Annotated in this window: 18 protein-coding genes; 15 read left to right on the forward strand and 3 right to left on the reverse strand. The window is 71.0% G+C overall.

Features of this window, described 5'->3' with window-relative positions; all coding sequences use genetic code 11:
* Window positions 1-2 precede the first annotated feature (2 nt).
* Window positions 3-455, forward strand: a complete 453-nt coding sequence (locus tag VC184_RS15680) for a flagellar hook assembly protein FlgD (RefSeq protein ID WP_323986839.1) — start codon at window positions 3-5, stop codon at window positions 453-455.
* A gap of 57 nt (window positions 456-512) precedes the next feature.
* On the forward strand, window positions 513-1,673 hold the full coding sequence (locus tag VC184_RS15685) for a flagellar hook protein FlgE (RefSeq protein WP_269268330.1): 1,161 nt from the start codon (window positions 513-515) through the stop codon (window positions 1,671-1,673).
* Between the two features lie 103 nt (window positions 1,674-1,776).
* On the opposite strand, the gene VC184_RS15690 is transcribed toward VC184_RS15685, so the two are convergent.
* Window positions 1,777-2,406 carry a hypothetical protein gene (locus tag VC184_RS15690; RefSeq protein ID WP_274179496.1) on the reverse strand — a complete coding sequence of 210 codons (630 nt, stop codon included), beginning with the start codon at window positions 2,404-2,406 and terminating at the stop codon, window positions 1,777-1,779.
* A gap of 104 nt (window positions 2,407-2,510) precedes the next feature.
* Between VC184_RS15690 and VC184_RS15695 the strand changes: the two genes are divergently transcribed.
* From VC184_RS15695 to csrA, 12 genes are all read left to right on the forward strand, one after another.
* Window positions 2,511-2,774, forward strand: coding sequence for a flagellar FlbD family protein (locus VC184_RS15695; protein ID WP_323986841.1), 264 nt, complete (start codon window positions 2,511-2,513; stop codon window positions 2,772-2,774).
* On the forward strand, window positions 2,774-3,577 hold the full coding sequence (locus VC184_RS15700; protein WP_323986842.1) for a motility protein A: 804 nt from the start codon (window positions 2,774-2,776) through the stop codon (window positions 3,575-3,577). Before VC184_RS15695 ends, VC184_RS15700 begins: the two co-directional genes overlap by 1 nt.
* On the forward strand, window positions 3,574-4,383 hold the full coding sequence (locus VC184_RS15705; RefSeq protein WP_274179498.1) for an OmpA/MotB family protein: 810 nt from the start codon (window positions 3,574-3,576) through the stop codon (window positions 4,381-4,383). The genes VC184_RS15700 and VC184_RS15705 overlap by 4 nt, the downstream gene beginning before the upstream one ends.
* Before the next feature lie 305 nt (window positions 4,384-4,688).
* Window positions 4,689-5,618, forward strand: a complete 930-nt coding sequence (locus VC184_RS15710) for a flagellar motor switch protein FliM (RefSeq protein ID WP_282501686.1) — start codon at window positions 4,689-4,691, stop codon at window positions 5,616-5,618.
* Window positions 5,615-6,265 carry a flagellar motor switch protein FliN gene (gene fliN, locus VC184_RS15715; RefSeq protein ID WP_269268333.1) on the forward strand — a complete coding sequence of 217 codons (651 nt, stop codon included), beginning with the start codon at window positions 5,615-5,617 and terminating at the stop codon, window positions 6,263-6,265. The genes VC184_RS15710 and fliN overlap by 4 nt, the downstream gene beginning before the upstream one ends.
* Window positions 6,266-6,314: 49 nt before the next feature.
* Entirely contained in the window at window positions 6,315-6,779 is a 465-nt protein-coding gene (locus tag VC184_RS15720) for a flagellar biosynthetic protein FliO (protein ID WP_282501687.1), read from the forward strand.
* The gene (gene fliP, locus VC184_RS15725) at window positions 6,776-7,510 is read left to right on the forward strand and encodes a flagellar type III secretion system pore protein FliP (RefSeq protein ID WP_114588711.1); all 735 of its coding nucleotides are present in this window, start codon (window positions 6,776-6,778) and stop codon (window positions 7,508-7,510) included. The genes VC184_RS15720 and fliP overlap by 4 nt, the downstream gene beginning before the upstream one ends.
* A 12-nt stretch (window positions 7,511-7,522) precedes the next feature.
* Window positions 7,523-7,798 carry a flagellar biosynthesis protein FliQ gene (gene fliQ, locus VC184_RS15730; RefSeq protein ID WP_023953659.1) on the forward strand — a complete coding sequence of 92 codons (276 nt, stop codon included), beginning with the start codon at window positions 7,523-7,525 and terminating at the stop codon, window positions 7,796-7,798.
* Between the two features lies 1 nt (window position 7,799).
* Window positions 7,800-8,561 carry a flagellar biosynthetic protein FliR gene (locus VC184_RS15735; protein WP_112615241.1) on the forward strand — a complete coding sequence of 254 codons (762 nt, stop codon included), beginning with the start codon at window positions 7,800-7,802 and terminating at the stop codon, window positions 8,559-8,561.
* 13 nt (window positions 8,562-8,574) lie between these two features.
* Window positions 8,575-9,666, forward strand: a complete 1,092-nt coding sequence (locus VC184_RS15740; RefSeq protein WP_269268335.1) for an EscU/YscU/HrcU family type III secretion system export apparatus switch protein — start codon at window positions 8,575-8,577, stop codon at window positions 9,664-9,666.
* Window positions 9,663-11,714: a flagellar biosynthesis protein FlhA gene (locus tag VC184_RS15745; RefSeq protein ID WP_282501688.1), complete on the forward strand. Its 2,052-nt coding sequence runs from the start codon at window positions 9,663-9,665 to the stop codon at window positions 11,712-11,714. Before VC184_RS15740 ends, VC184_RS15745 begins: the two co-directional genes overlap by 4 nt.
* A gap of 60 nt (window positions 11,715-11,774) precedes the next feature.
* A complete protein-coding gene (gene csrA / locus VC184_RS15750) occupies window positions 11,775-12,023 on the forward strand; it encodes a carbon storage regulator CsrA (RefSeq protein ID WP_323986845.1) in 249 nt (82 codons plus the stop codon).
* Between the two features lie 19 nt (window positions 12,024-12,042).
* On the opposite strand, the gene VC184_RS15755 is transcribed toward csrA, so the two are convergent.
* Both VC184_RS15755 and VC184_RS15760 read right to left on the reverse strand, forming a co-directional pair.
* Entirely contained in the window at window positions 12,043-13,065 is a 1,023-nt protein-coding gene (locus VC184_RS15755) for a metal ABC transporter solute-binding protein, Zn/Mn family (RefSeq protein WP_274179500.1), read from the reverse strand.
* A 53-nt stretch (window positions 13,066-13,118) separates the two neighbouring features.
* Window positions 13,119-13,859, reverse strand: a complete 741-nt coding sequence (locus VC184_RS15760) for a GntR family transcriptional regulator (protein WP_282501690.1) — start codon at window positions 13,857-13,859, stop codon at window positions 13,119-13,121.
* Between the two features lie 182 nt (window positions 13,860-14,041).
* Between VC184_RS15760 and VC184_RS15765 the strand changes: the two genes are divergently transcribed.
* On the forward strand, window positions 14,042-15,124 hold the full coding sequence (locus VC184_RS15765; RefSeq protein ID WP_282501691.1) for a substrate-binding domain-containing protein: 1,083 nt from the start codon (window positions 14,042-14,044) through the stop codon (window positions 15,122-15,124).
* Window positions 15,125-15,159 lie beyond the last annotated feature (35 nt).

A 15,159-nucleotide genomic window follows, 5' to 3' on the forward strand; every position in this document is an offset into this window, starting at 1 on the left:
CCATGAGCAGCATTCCGCCCGTCGGCGTCGTGGGTGCCACGCCCACGGCAGCCGCCCCGCCGCCCGCGCCGAAGCAGACCCTCGATTCCGAGGTCTTCCTGCAGCTGCTCGTCGCGCAGATGAAGAACCAGGACCCGAGCTCGCCGCTCGACACCAACGAGATGATGGCGCAGACGACGCAGCTCGCCATGATGGAGCAGCTCGTCGCGCTCACCACCACCTCGTCGGAGCACTTCGCCCTCACGATGCGCCAGACCGCCGCCGCGCTCGTCGGCCAGCAGGCCTCGTACGTCGACGCCGACGGCACGACCCGCAGCGGTCGCGTGACCCAGGTGTCGTTCGAGAAGGGCGTGCCGCTCGTGACGATCGGCGGCACCGCGGTCCCCCTCGACGTCGTCTCGGGCATCGCGGTGTCGGATGCCGCGACGGCGCCGCCCGCGGCATCCGCATCCTGAGCCACGGCCACTCCGGCTACCCCACGACCACGTCAGCCCCTCACCGAAGGACACCCCATGCTTCGTTCGCTCTACGCCGGAATCTCCGGTCTCCGCTCACACCAGACCATGCTCGACGTCACGGGCAACAACATCGCCAACGTCAACACCGTCGGGTTCAAGGCGGGCTCGGTGCAGTTCCAGGACACGCTCTCGCAGATCGTCCAGAACTCCCGCGCCGCTCAGGCGGACGCCGGAGGCACGAACGCCGCGCAGGTGGGTCTGGGCACCCAGGTCGCGGCGGTCCGCACGAACTTCACGCAGGGATCGCAGCAGGCCACCGGCGTGCCCACCGACCTCATGATCGCGGGCGACGGCTTCTTCGTCGTCCGCAACGGCGCCGAGACGCTCTACACGCGCAACGGCTCGTTCGGCTTCGACTCCGCGGGTCGCCTGACCACCAAGGACGGCGCGCTCGTGCAGGGCTGGACCGCCGTCGACGGTGTCGTGCCGACGGGCGGGCCGGTCGGCAACATCGCGCTCCCGGTGGGCGCGACCTCGCCCGGGCGCGCGACGACGTCCGCCGCGGTGACCGGCAACCTGCCCTCGGGCGCCGCGGTCGGCGAGAAGCTCGTCCGCGACGTCACCGTCTACGACGCGCAGGGCGAGTCCCGCCAGCTCGCACTCACCTTCACCCGCACCGCGGGCGGCTGGGACGTCACCGACGGCGCCACGACGACGCAGCTCGCCTTCGCCGACGGACGCCTGACGACGACGCCCGCGACGATCGCCTCGGGCGGTGTCGCAGTCGACCTTTCGGCCATCACCGGCTACGCCGACCTCAGCACCGTCAAGCTCGGCGGTCAGGACGGCCGCGCGCCCGGAAGCCTCGTGTCGTACACGCTGTCGGCCGACGGCAGCCTCGTCGGCGCCTTCAGCAACGGAGCGACATCGGTGCTCGCGCAGATCGCCCTCGCATCGTTCGACAACCCCGAGGGGCTCGAGAAGGCCGGGTCGTCGCAGTACCGCGCCGGCGCCAACTCGGGCGCGGCCGCCGTCGGCACCGCGGGCACCGACGACCGCGGCGGGCTCGTCAGCGGGGCTCTGGAGATGTCGAACGTCGACCTCTCGCAGGAGTTCACGAACCTGATCGTCGCTCAGCGGGGCTTCCAGGCGAACGCCCGCATCATCACCACGAGCGACGAGGTGCTGCAAGAGCTGACCAACCTCAAGCGCTGATCGCGGGCGCGGCCCGCAACTCCTCAGAATCCCCGCTGGTTCGGCCTCGCGGCCCGCGCGCGGCGCCGGTCACGACGGTTTCTGAGGAGTTGTGCGCGGCCGGTCAGGGCCACAGCGGGAGCGCTCGCGCTGTGGCCTTGCGGAGCGCAGCGGCGTCGAGCGCCGTCACCGTCTCGGGGATGCCGCGGGCCGGCCATTCGACGCCGACCTCGAACCTCGGCACCGGGGGTGTCGGCCAGACCCAGAACTCGCGCGCCCAGCTGTCGGCATAACCCTGCGGGCGGCCGAGCCCCTCGATCACCGGCCCCTCGACCTGCGCGTCGGTCACGTCTCCCCGTGCCCACGGCGAATCGTCCTGCGTCGTGATCGTCCGCCCATCGGCGAAGCGGACGCCCCAGCGCAGGCCCGTCGGATCGAACCGGTCATCGAGCTGCCCCCGGCCGTGCGCACGATCGAGGTATCCCCAGATCCGTTGCCGCGCGACCCGGCCGGTCTCGGCCACGCGCACCGCCAACCGCAGCACGACGCCCTCGCGGTACACGCGCGCGAGCTCCAGCGACACGACCGTGTCGGACGAGCGACCCACCTCCCGGTCGAGCGCCACGATCGCCGGAGCGACATGCCAGGGCGGCCCCATCCACGCCGGCATGTCGAGCGGCGGATGGTCGTCGCCGGGGATCTCCCGCGGCTCGACGGGTCGGAAGAACGACGGCTCCGATGACGACGCTGACACGAGCGCAACGCTAACCGACCGCCCCCCGCTGCCGACAGTCTCCTCGGAGCCGCCGTACCCGCGACGACCCTTTCCCCCGCGCGCTGACCGACGAGAAGGGCGACATGATCGTTCTCACACGATTGAACCGTCACCGGTTCGCCGTGAACCCCGACCTCGTCGAACGCATCCAGGCGAGCCCCGACACGACGCTCACACTGGTCGACGGGGCGACGTTCGTCGTCGCCGAGACGATGGATGCCGTCATCCAGAGCATCGTCGAGTTCCGCGCCCGCGTGCTGGCGACGGCGCTCGGCCATGCGGCGGCATCCGAGTCCGCATCCCAGTCGGGCTCCACGGCCGCCGCCGCGCCGGAGGGTCAGCGCTGATGGATCCGTCACTCCTCATCGGCATCCTGCTGGCCTTCGGCGGCCTGTGGGCGATGATCCAGCTGGAGGGGGCCAGCCTCAACGCCCTGCTCCTGCCCGCGCCGATGGTGCTGGTCTTCGGCGCGACGATCGCGATCGGCATCGCCGGCGGCACGCTGCGGGATGCCGCGGGCGCCGTGCGCGCGCTGCCGCGGGCCTTCGTCGGCATCAAGGGATCCACCGAGGCGCTCATCGACACCGTCGTGGGATACGCCGAGAAGGCGCGCGCCGAGGGGCTGCTCGCGCTCGAGAGCGCCGTGGCAGACGAGAAGGACCCGCTGCTTCGCCATGCCCTGCAGAGCATCGCCGACGGAACGGATGCCGAAGACCTGCGCGTCGTCCTCGAAGACCGCGTCGCCACCGTCGCCGCCGAGCGTCGCACGGCCTCGCGCTTCTACTCGGCCCTCGGCGGGTACGCCCCGACGGTCGGCATCGTCGGCACGGTCGTCTCGCTCACCCACGTGCTCGAGTACCTCGACAAGCCCGACCAGCTCGGGCCCCTCATCGCCGCCGCCTTCGTCGCGACCCTGTGGGGCCTCCTGTCGGCGAACTTCATCTGGCTGCCGATCGGCACGCGGCTGCAGCGCCTCGCCGAGATCGAGGTCGACCGCATGACGCTCGTGACCGAGGGGATGCTCGCCGTCCAGGCGGGCAACCCGCCGATGCTCGTCGCCGAGCGTCTGCGGGCGCTCGCCCCCGAGACCAAGCCCGGGCGCGGCCGCGCGAAGGCGTCGGCCGACGAGCCCGCGGACGCCGGAGTATGAGCGCGCCTCGTCGCCGCCGGGTCATGGAGTCCTCGCACGAGGGCCCCGACGAGCGCTGGATGGCGTCGTACCTCGACATGATCACCGTGATGATGTGCATGTTCATCGTCATGTTCGCGATGTCCAACGTCGACCAGGAGAAGTTCGAGCAGCTGCGCGCTTCGCTCGCGACCGGGTTCGGTTCGGAGATCTCCGAGACCCGCGACGTCTCGGAGGGCGTCGTCGTGCCGCCCGAGCTGGTCGAGGAGGAGGGCGAGGGATTCGTCGAGACCCCGACCGCCCCGACCCCGGCCGAGCAGGAGTACAGCTCGCTCGACGACCTGCGCTCACGCCTCGAGGGCGCTCTCGCCGAGCAGGGCCTCGGTGACGCCGCGACCTTCACGATCGACGACCGGGGCCTCACCATCGGTCTCGTGAGCGCCGAGACGTTCTTCGACACCAACAGCACCGACCTGAGCGACCGTGCCCGGGCCGTGCTCGACGCCGCCGGGTCCGTCCTCGCCGCCGACGCGCACCTCATCTCGGTCGAGGGCCACGCCGACGCCCGCCCCGCCATCGCGCCGTTCGCCGACAACTGGGAGCTCTCGACCGCGCGGGCCAACGGTGTGCTCGGCTACCTCGTCGAGGCACGCGGGGTCGCGAGGGAGCGCATCAGCTCCGTCGGGTTCGGGTCGTCGCGACCGCTCGCGGAGGGCTCGAGCGCCGAGGCCCTCGCGCAGAACCGTCGCGTCGACATCGTCGTGCTCTCGGACGCCGACGCCCAGGTGCGCGGCGAGCTCCCCGCTCTCGCCGCCGCCGACGGCTGACTCCGGGCTCGGCCCACCTGGCAGCCCCCGCCCCATCCCGTGCGCTGAGTGGGCACAACCTGCCAACCCAACCTGAGCCCGCGCCCACCCGGGGTCTCACCTGGCGGAACTCGCCCCATCCCCAGCCCTGAGTGGGCACAAACTGCCAACCCAACCTGAGCTCACGTCACCGCCAGGACCCACCTGGCAGTTCCCGCCCCATCCCCAGCCCTGAGTGGGCACAAACTGCCAACCCAACCTGAGCTCACACCCACCCGCGAGGCCCGGGCCTAACCGCGGGCGACACGCGACCGATAGTCCGTGGCGTGCAGACCGTGCCGATCGCCCCGAGCGTGCGAACCGAGGATGCCGCGACCGCGGCCCCGGAACGCTACGACTTTGGGCGACCCGCGGCACTGTCCCGTGAGCACACGCGCGCTCTGGCGGGGGCCTTCGACGCGTTCGCGCGCCAGTGGGCGATGCTCCTCGCCGCGAAGGCCCGCGTGCGCGCGCACATCGCCCTCGAACGGGTGAGCCTCGAGACCTACGACGAGTACGTCGCGACGATCCCGCCGACCACGACGCTCGTGCTGTGCTCGGATGCGACCTCGGACGATCGTGCGGTCATCGAGTTCCCGCTGCCGTCGGCCCTGTCGTGGATCGTGAAGATGCTCGGCGGCGACGGCTCGCAGCGCCCCGAGGCCCGCGCCCTCACGGCGATCGAGCAGGCGCTCATCCGGTCGCTGATGGACGAGACCCTCGGCCACCTGCGCACAGCCCTCGGCTCCCTCCTGCCTCGCGAGCTGAGCGTCGGCGCGGTGCAGTACAACGCGGCCTTCGCTCAGGTCGTCGGCGGTCAGGACCTCGTGGTCGTGGCCCGCTTCTCGATGCGTCTGGCCGACCGCACCGAGACCGCGACGATCGCCCTCCCCGCCGCGACGCTGCTCGAGCGCCTGTCCGACAGCGCCTCGGCGCCGCGGGCGACGAACGACCCGGGCCTCGTCCGCCGGCACGTCGAGCAGACGCCCGTCGAAGTGACGCTGCGGCTCGCGCCGCGTGCCGTCCGCCCCGCCGAGGTGCTCGACCTCGCCGTCGGCGATGTCATCTCGCTCGCGCACGCCGCCGACCGCCCCCTCGATCTCACCGTCGACGAGCAGGTCGTCGCTTCCGCCGCCGTGGGATCTCATGGCGCGCGGCTCGCGTGCGTCGTGACGGCATCCGATCTCTCCCCCGCACTGTCCGAGGAGTCGCCATGACCAGCACCACCACCCACGAGGCCGCAGCCGCAGCCGCGTTCGCCGACCGGCTGCCCACCGCCTCGCGCATCACCGCCCGCCCCGGGACGAGCGCGGGCGAGACCGGCGACGCGGTCATCGTCTCGTCGGTCGGCGACACGAGCGCCGCGCTCGCGGTCGTGGTCCTCGATGAGTCGGCGCTCCTCGGCGCGGACGCCGCCCTGCCGCTGCCCGAACGACTCCGTGACGCGCTCGACGCCGCGGCGACCGCCTTCGGCCCGAGCGTGCTCGGCGAGGCGACGATCGGAGACGCCTCGGCGCTCTTCGCGCACCCCGCCGCGCAGGTGTTCGACCTCGTCGACGAGGATGCCCGCGTGATCGGACGCCTCGCCGTGCGCGTGTCGCACCCCGCCGCGGCCTCGCCGCGCCGCCTGCAGCGCATCGCCGGCGTCGAGATGGAGCTGACCGTCGAGGTCGGTCGCACCCGCATGACCGTCCGCGACGTGCTCGATCTCGAGCCCGGGCGCATCATCGAGCTCGACCGCTCGGCCGGCGCCCCCGCCGACGTCAAGCTCAACGGGCGGCTGATCGCCCATGGCGAGATCGTCGTCGTCGACCAGGACTACGCGGTGCGCATCACGCGCATCATCGAGAACGCGGAGGCCTGAGATCGACGATCTGCTGCTCGCGCTGCGCGTCGTCGTCTCCCTCGGCGTCGTGCTCGCGATCGTGTGGGTGCTGCAGCGTCGCTTCTCTCGCGGCAGCGCTAACGGAGCACGCGCGAACCGCCCGCGAGGCCTCAAGTCGACACGTACGGATGCCGTCGCCGACATCACCGTCGTCGCCAAGCGCGGCATCGGGCCGAAGGCCCAGGTCGCCGTGGTCGAGATCGATGGGGCCCGTTACGTGCTCGGCATCACCGAGGGCGGGGTGTCGATGCTCGACCGCATCGACTCGACGCCGGGCACCACGACGGGGCCCCACGCGACAGCGGATGCCGCGCACGGCGACGACACGGCGCGCCCGGTCCTGCGGGATGTCGCGGACGACGCGCCCCTCGCACCGCCCGTGCCCCTGCTCCGTGCGCAGGCCCGCGCCGAACGCACTGCCCGCACCACCCGCCCGGCGACCATGACCGCGCGTGATGCCGCACAGGTGCTGCGCCGGGCCCTGGGCGCGTGATCTCCGGCGGCGCGCTCGGCGCGCTCGTGCTCGTCGCCGCCTCGACGCCCCCGCCGAACGGCGGCATCTCCGTCGACATCAACGGCATCGACGGCACACCCTCGTCGTCGGTCCTGACCCTCATCGGCATCACGCTGCTGTCGGTGGCCCCGGCACTGCTGCTCATGATGTCGTCGTTCACGAAGATCTTCGTGGTGCTGGCGATGACCCGGAACGCCCTCTCGCTGCCCACGATCCCGCCCAACCAGGTGCTCGCCGGCCTCGCCCTGTTCCTCACCCTCTTCGTGATGTGGCCGGTGCTGACCGAGATCAACACGGTCGCCGTCCAGCCCTACGTCGACGGCTCGATCACGTTCACCGATGCCGTGGGCGTCGGCGCCGACCCACTGCGCACCTGGATGCTGTCGTTCACGCGCGAGGAGGATCTCGCGCTCATGACCCGGTTCGCGGGCGCCGAGAACCCCGAGGACCCGGCGAGCGTCCCGATGATCACCCTCATCCCGGCGTTCATGATCTCGGAGCTGCGCGCGGCCTTCATCATCGGCTTCGTCATCTTCGTGCCGTTCCTCGTCATCGACCTCGTCGTCGCCGCAGCGCTGATGTCGATGGGCATGATGATGCTCCCGCCGGTGATGATCTCGCTTCCCTTCAAGATCCTGCTGTTCGTGCTCGTCGACGGGTGGGGACTCATCCTCCGCACCCTGATGGAGAGCTACGGAGCGGGCGGATGACCGGGGGTACGCGTGAACCCTGAGGCCGTCCTCGACATCGGCATGGAGGGCGTCGTGCTCGCCGCGAAGCTCGCCGCTCCGCTGCTCATCACGGCACTCGTGGTCGGCTTCGCCATCTCGCTCCTGCAGTCGATCACGCAGATCCAGGAGGTCACGCTCTCGTTCGTGCCGAAGGCCGTCGCCGTCGCGATCGCACTCGTCGTGTGCGGGCACTGGATGATCGCCGAGGCGATCGCCTTCACCCACACCATGTTCGACCGCATCCCGCACCTGCTCTCGGGCGGTTGAGATGCAGCTGCTGCTCGACTTCGCCTGGATCGAGGCCACCGGACTCGCCGCGGTCCGCACGACCGCCTTCGTCTTCACCGCCCCACCCTTCTCGTACGGCGCCTTCCCCGCGCGCATCAAGGCGATGGTCGCGATCGGCGTCGCCCTCGCTCTCAGCGGCACGGTGGCGCCGGGCTACCAGAGCCTCGGCACCGGCCCGTTCTTCCTCGCCCTGACCGCTCAGGTCGTCACGGGGGCGCTGCTCGGATTCCTCGTGATGACGTGCTTCGCCGTCGTGCAGTCGGCCGGCGGGCTGATCGACGTCTTCGGCGGCTTTCAGCTCGCGCAGGCCTTCGATCCGCAGATGAACGTCAACGGCGCCCAGTTCACGCGCCTGTTCCAGATGATCGCCCTCGCCCTGCTCTTCGCGAGCAACGGCTACCAGCTCATCCTCGCGGGGCTCGCCCGGAGCTTCACGGCGATCCCCGTCGATGGGGTCCTCGACCTCGCCCGCCCGGCCGAGTTGCTGGTCGACACCGCGTCGCAGCTGCTCGTCGCCGCGCTGCAGATCGCCGGTCCCCTGCTGCTCGTCCTCTTCCTCGCCGACATCGCGCTCGGGCTCGTCAGCCGCGTCGCCCCCGCCCTCAACGCGTTCGCGCTCGGCTTCCCCCTGAAGATCATCCTGACCTTCCTCCTCGCGGGAAGCGTCATCCTCGCCCTGCCCGCCGTCGTCGGGGCGCTCACCGACCAGGCGACCGGGCTGCTGATCGGCGGAACCCGATGAACGGCGGCGCGTCATGAGCAGCGACAGCGGGGAACGCACCGAGCAGGCCAGCCGCCGGCAGCTGCGCGAGGCACACCGCAAGGGCAAGCTGTCGCGCAGCCAGGACCTGTCCGCCTGGCTCGCGATCGGCACGGTCGCGCTGGTCCTCCCCGCCATGATCGGAGCGGGTGCGGATGCCGGGGCCGCGCAGTTCGTCGAGATCGCCGCCGTCATCCGCCACCCCGACCCCGAGCACGCCGTCGCCGTCCTGTCGTCGGCGCTCGGCAGCATCCCGGCCATCCTGGGCACGGCGCTGCTCGCCGTCGCGATCGTCGCGATCGTCGGGTCGGTCGCCCAGGGCGGCATCCATCTGCGCGGCGTGCCGGCGCGCTTCGAGCAGTTCAACGTGCTGAACGGCGTCAAACGGCTGTTCGGCGTGCAGGCACTGTGGGAGGGCGCGAAAGCGCTGCTCAAGACCGCCGCGATCGGCCTCGCCCTGTGGTTCGTCGTCGCCGGGCTCATGCCCGTGCTGACGATGAGCGGTGCCCACCCGATCACCCGGCTGCTCGAGATCGCCTCGAACGTCGTGACCGCGCTGCTCATCACCGCGGTCGCCGTCGGCGTGCTGCTGGCCGCGATCGACGTCCTCGTCGTCATGCGGCGCAACCGCAAGCACACCCGCGTCACCAAGAAGGAAGCGCGCGACGAGCACAAGAACTCCGAGGGCGACCCGCTCATCCGCAGCCAGCGCCGCGCCCGGCAGATGGCGATGAGCCGCAACCGCATGATCGCCGCCGTCGGAGATGCGGATGTCGTGCTCGTGAACCCCACGCACATCGCCGTCGCCCTGCGCTACGAGCCGGGCAAGTCGGCGCCGCGCGTCGTCGCGAAGGGGCAGGGCCTCATCGCCGAGCGCATCCGCGAGCGGGCGCACGAGGCCGGCGTCCCGCTCGTCCGCGACATCCCGCTCGCACGCGCCCTGCACGGCGCGTGCGAGCTCGGCCAGGAGATCCCCGGCGATCTCTACACCGCCGTCGCCCGCGTGCTCGTCTTCGTCGACGGGCTCAAGCGCCGCGGCGCGGCGCGCGGCGTCCACACCGTTCCCGAGAGGAAGGCACCCCGATGAACATCCTGAGAAGGTCGCTCGTGCCGATCGGGGTCGTCGGCATCATCATGCTGCTGATCGTGCCGGTGCCGCCGCCGATCCTCGACGTCCTGATCATCACCAACATCCTGTTCGCCCTGCTCATCCTGCTGACGGCGATGTTCGTGAAGCGGCCGCTCGATTTCGCGGTCTTCCCCTCGCTGCTGCTGGTGGCGACGCTGTTCCGGCTCGGCCTGAACGTCGCCTCGACGAAGCTCGTGCTGGGCGAGGCGCACGCGGGGCAGGTCATCGACGCGTTCGCCGCGATCGCCGTGGGCGGATCGCTCGTCATCGGCATCGTGGTGTTCCTGATCCTCATCGTCATCCAGTTCGTCGTCGTGACGAAGGGCGCCGAGCGCGTCGCCGAGGTGGGCGCCCGGTTCACCCTCGACGCCATGCCCGGCAAGCAGATGGCGATCGACGCCGACCTCAACGCCGGCCTCATCAGCGACGCCGAAGCGCGGCGCCGGCGCGCCGAGATCGCGGCGGAGGCCGACTTCTACGGCGCGATGGACGGCGCCTCGAAGTTCGTCAAGGGCGACGCGATCGCCGGACTCGTCATCATCATCATCAACCTCGTCGGCGGCGTCGCGATCGGCATGCTCTCGAAGGGCATGGAGGCGGGCGAGGCCCTCAACACCTACGCCCTCCTGACGATCGGCGACGGCCTCGTCACGCAGATCCCCGCGCTGCTGATGGCGGTCGCGACGGGCATGATCGTCACCCGGTCGGGGGCGGAGTCCGACATGGGCTCGGCCGCCGCGGCGCAGCTGACGCAGTCGCGCAACGCCCTGTCGATCGCGGGTGGCGCGGCGATCGTGATGTCGTTCATCCCCGGGATGCCGATGCTGCCCTTCCTCGTCATCGGCGCGACCCTGCTGCTCATCGCGCAGCGGGTCGGCCGGCGCGAGCAGACGCAGGCGGCCGAGGACGCCCCCGCTGTCGACCCGCGCGGCGCCGTCGACACCCCCGAGGAGCTGGCCGAGCGGATGCGGGTCCACGCGCTCGAGATCCTGCTCGCTCCAGACATCGTCGACCTCGTCACCGGCGGTCCCGACGACCTGCTCGGACGCGTGCGGTCGCTGCGGCGCAAGACCGCGCTCGAGCTCGGACTCATCGTTCCGCCCGTGCGCACGCGCGACAGCATCGAGCTGCCGCCCTCGACCTACGTCATCCGGGTCGCGGGGATCGAGGCGGGTCGCGGCGTCGCGCCCCGCGCCTCGCTCCTCGCGCTCGGCTCGGGCCTCGAGACCCTGCCCGGGCGGGCGTCGCCCGACCCCGTGTTCGGCATCGACGGGAAGTGGGTTCCCCTCGAGATGCGGCACAGCGCCGAGCTCGCCGGAGCGACCGTCGTCGACCGCGCGAGCGTCATCATCACCCACCTGTCCGCGGTCATCCAGGCCCACGCCGCCCGGCTGCTCAGCCGAGAGGACGTGCGTCAGCTCACCGAGACGCTGCGCCAGTCCAGCCCGGCAGCGGTCGAGGAGCTCACGCCGGCGCTGCTCTCGCTGGCGGAGGTGCAGCGCGTGCTGCAGGGCCTGCTCGCCGAGCGCATCCCGATCAACGACCTCACACGGATCTACGAGGCGCTCGCGCTGCGCGCCAAGACGACGACCGACCCCGACGCCCTGATCGAGGCGGCACGTCTCGCGCTCGGTCCCGCCGTGGCGACGCGCTTCGCCGAACAGGGGCGGCTACGCATCGTCATGATCGACCCGCTGCTCGAGCAGTCGATGCTCGAGGCGATGCGACCGAGCGAGGACGGTCCGCACATCGCCCTGGACCCGCACCGGCTCGAGGCGGTCGTGGCCTCGGCTCGCGCCGCCCTCGAAGCGGCCGGCCCGGGCCCCGAGCCCGTGCTCGTGTGTGCGCCGTCGCTGCGTTCCGCCGTGCGGCGCCTCATCTCGTCGCAGACCGACGGGCTGCCGGTGCTGTCGTACACCGAGGCGACGGCCGGGGGCCTGGCGATCGACACGGTGGGCGTCGTCCGAGACACGATCGGCGACGCGCATGCCATCACGCCCGCGTGAGACTCGCGTCGAGCGCGCGGGGCGGGCACGGCTTCCGGAAAGTAGGGTGATCGAGTGCTGGTGTTGACGAGACGAGTCGGTGAGAAGGTGCTCATCGGCGACGACATCGAGCTCACGGTGCTCGAGGTCAAGGGCGACAGCATCCGGCTCGGCATCGAAGCGCCGCGGTCGACCCGCATCCAGCGCGCCGAGATCGTGGCGGCCGTCGAGACCGAGAACGTCTCGGCCGCCCGCACGTCCGCAGACGACCAGGCGGCGCTCCTGAACGCACTCGTCCGCCGCCAGGGCGGGGCCCCGACGGCGGACTGAGAGGGATGACGGCGGCGGGTCAGCCCGCGAGGGCGCCCGAGATCTCGTCGATGTTCTGCTGCATCCAGCCGACGTAGTCGACGCCGTCGGGCATGAGCTCGGTGAACTCGAGCACGGGGATGTTCAGCTCTCCGGCGACCTTCGTGATCTCCGTGGTCTCAGCGCCGCCCGTCTGCGCGTTGACGATCACGATGCGCACCTCGCCCGAACGCAGGATCTGCTGCGCCTCGAGGAGGGTCGCGGGAGGCACGTCCTGCCCCTCTTCGACGGCTTCGCTGAACGCCTCCGGAGTCGCGTTCTCCAGACCCGCCGCAGCGGCGAGATACAGCGGCACCGGCTCGGTCACGAAGATCTTCTCGCCCTGGTGCGCCGCCGAGATGGTGTCGAGGGATGTCTCGAGGCCGTCGATCCGCTCGATGAGCGCCTTCGCGTTCGCCTCGAACGTGTCGGCCTGGGCCGCGTCGAGCTCACCGAGCTCGTGCGCGATGTCTTCGACGAGGTGAGCGATCGTGTGCGGGTCGTACCAGACGTGCTCGTTGAAGCCCTCGATGTGGTCGTGACCCTCATGGTCGTGCTCGTGGTCGTGCTCGGCCTCGGCGCTCTCGTCCGCGGCGTGCTCATCCGCGGCGTGCTCGTCGGCGTGGTCGTCGTGGCCCTCGGCGCCGGGGAAGTCGTGCGAGAACTCGACCGCCGTGAGCACCGGAGCCGTGCTGCCGCTCGACTCGACGAGCCCGTCGAGGAACGAGTCGTAGCCCCCGCCGTTCTCGATGATGAGGTCGGCCTGCGACACCGTCAGCTGGTCGCGCGCCGACGCCTCGTACGAGTGCGGGTCCTGCGCGAGTGAGGTCACGATCGAGGTCACCTCGACGGCGTCGCCGCCCACCTCGGCGGCCAGTGAGCCGTACACGTTGGTCGAGGCGACGACGCTGATCTTGCCGTCGTCCGAACCGCTCGCGGCCGGCGACGAGGTGCCGGCGCAGCCGGCGAGAGCGAGGGATGCCGCTGCCACGAGCGCGGCGGCAGGGAGGAGTCGACGGGTCATGCCGTCGATTGTACGTTACTGATAATCGTTCTCTCGACCGCCGGAGCGGGAGATCAACGGATTCCCACGTAGAAGCGCGATTCGTCACTGCGGTGAAGGGCCAGGTAACGCTCGAACGGCTGCCCCTCGGCATCCCACGCGATCGACTCGATCGACAGCACCGGCTGCCCCGGGGCGAGCTCGAGGAGCTCGGCGTCCGCCGGCCCGGGGACGACCGCGCTGAGCCAGCGATCGGCGCCGCTGGGCTGAACCCCGAAGTTGCGCCGGAGGTGCTCGTAGAGCGACCGGTTCTCGAGGTTGGCGCGCGCGAGCGTGGGGAACCGGTCGTGGGGCAGCACCGTGTCGACGAGCAGCCAGGGCGTCTCGTCGACCCGCCGCAGGCGACGCAGCCGCACCACGGGCGCCCCGACCGGGATGCGGAGAGCCTCGGCGTCCGCGGCATCCGCGGTTCCGACGGCGAAGTCGAGCACGCGCGTCGTGACCACCCGGCCGGTTCCGGCCAGGTCGTCCGACGAGCCGGCCATCGAGCCCACGAACCTGAGATCCGGGCGCTGCGGCGAGACGAACGACCCGCGGGCACGCACCTTGTAGATCAGACCGGCGCGCACCATGTCGGCCAGTGCCTCGCGGACGACGGTGCGCGAGACCCCGAACCGATCGATCAGCTCCGACTCGGAGGGGAGCGCCTGGTCCGGCCGGAGGCGCCCCGACTCGATCTCCCCGCGCAGCGCGAGCGACAGCTGCTGCCACAGCGGGAGATCGGACGAGCGGTCGAGCGTCGTCGCTGCGGTCATGGGAGCCTCCTCGATCGGGCCGTCACGGCGAGCGTATCGGCGCCGTGTTGACACCCGGCGGCCCGCTCCCTATCTTAGTCATCACCAACTTGTCATGACAGGTTGGTTGTTACGAGTTTGGCAGCCCGCACGCCCTCGTGACATCGGCACCTCGCAACGATGCGACACCAGGAGGCACAACGATGACGTTCTCGACCACCCGCCGCATGCTCGCCGCAGCGGCCGCGACAGCGATCTCCGCTCTCGTGCTCGCCGGCTGCGCCGGCAGCCCGACCGACAACACCGCTGCCGGGGGTGAACCCCAGGGCCTGAAGGTCGCCCTGTCGAACGGGTTCGTCAACGGTTGGCGCCTGACCCTGATCGACAAATTCGAGACGGAGGCCGCGAAGCTCAAGGAAAACGGTGTCGTCTCGGACTACAGCGTCGTCAACGCTCCGGGGGAGAACAGCGCGACCGAGCAGGCATCTCAGATCCGCAGCCTCATGCTGCAGAACCCCGATGTGCTGATGGTCATCCCGGCGTCCTCGAGCGCGCTCGTCCCCGTCGTCGAGGAGGCCTGCGCCGCCGGCATCACGGTCGTGATCGTCGACGCCGACATGGACACCAGCTGCGGCATCGTCGTGCGCAACGACTACGGGCAGTGGGGCGCCGACTCGCTTCAGCCCGCACTCGACGCGATCGACGGGAAGGGCGACATCATTCTCAACCGCGGAGTCATCGGTTCGCAGCCCGACGAGGCGTTCTACGCCCGCCAGCAGGAGATCCTCGCCGACTACCCCGATGTGAAGGTCGCTGCCGAGGTGAACGGATTCTGCGACGCGGCGACGGCGCAGAAGGAGATCGTCGCGATCCTCGGCTCCATGCCGACGATCGCCGCGGTCCCCGGATGCATCGGCGGTATGGGCGTCGTGCAGGCGTTCCAGTCGGCCGGGCGCGACATCCCGGTCGTCGTCTTCGACACCGACGGCAAGTCGCTGTCGTTCTGGAAGGAGAGCGGCATCGACAACGGCTCGTTCGCCGCGCTGACCGACCCCGGACAGATCGTCGCCGCCCTCTACGCCGCCATCGCGAAGCTGCGCGGCGACGAGGTTCCGGACGAGGTGGTCCTGCCGCTCGTGCAGGTCACGCAGGAGAACCTCGACTACTGGGTCGACGCCCTCGGCACCGATGAATACGCCGCGAACGCCTGGGACGAGGAGACCACCGACGCCGCGATCGCGGCTCTGCTCGCCGGCGACGACGTCGCCGTGCCCGCGCTGCCCTGACGCCCGGTGACACCGTGGCCGACCAGCTCGAACCA

The sequence above is a fragment of the Microbacterium plantarum genome (genome assembly GCF_035231185.1).
GTDB classification, from domain to species: domain Bacteria; phylum Actinomycetota; class Actinomycetes; order Actinomycetales; family Microbacteriaceae; genus Microbacterium; species Microbacterium plantarum.

Coding starts and splice junctions, on each gene's coding strand:
- VC184_RS15735 (WP_112615241.1), top strand. CDS start 7,800: ATGCAGCTGCTGCTCGACTTCGCCTGGATCGAGGCCACCGGACTCGCC.
- VC184_RS15745 (WP_282501688.1), top strand. CDS start 9,663: ATGAACATCCTGAGAAGGTCGCTCGTGCCGATCGGGGTCGTCGGCATC.
- VC184_RS15755 (WP_274179500.1), bottom strand. CDS start 13,065: ATGACCCGTCGACTCCTCCCTGCCGCCGCGCTCGTGGCAGCGGCATCC.
- fliN (WP_269268333.1), top strand. CDS start 5,615: ATGACCAGCACCACCACCCACGAGGCCGCAGCCGCAGCCGCGTTCGCC.
- VC184_RS15740 (WP_269268335.1), top strand. CDS start 8,575: ATGAGCAGCGACAGCGGGGAACGCACCGAGCAGGCCAGCCGCCGGCAG.
- VC184_RS15760 (WP_282501690.1), bottom strand. CDS start 13,859: ATGACCGCAGCGACGACGCTCGACCGCTCGTCCGATCTCCCGCTGTGG.
- VC184_RS15705 (WP_274179498.1), top strand. CDS start 3,574: ATGAGCGCGCCTCGTCGCCGCCGGGTCATGGAGTCCTCGCACGAGGGC.
- VC184_RS15685 (WP_269268330.1), top strand. CDS start 513: ATGCTTCGTTCGCTCTACGCCGGAATCTCCGGTCTCCGCTCACACCAG.
- VC184_RS15765 (WP_282501691.1), top strand. CDS start 14,042: ATGACGTTCTCGACCACCCGCCGCATGCTCGCCGCAGCGGCCGCGACA.
- VC184_RS15700 (WP_323986842.1), top strand. CDS start 2,774: ATGGATCCGTCACTCCTCATCGGCATCCTGCTGGCCTTCGGCGGCCTG.
- VC184_RS15680 (WP_323986839.1), top strand. CDS start 3: ATGAGCAGCATTCCGCCCGTCGGCGTCGTGGGTGCCACGCCCACGGCA.
- VC184_RS15695 (WP_323986841.1), top strand. CDS start 2,511: ATGATCGTTCTCACACGATTGAACCGTCACCGGTTCGCCGTGAACCCC.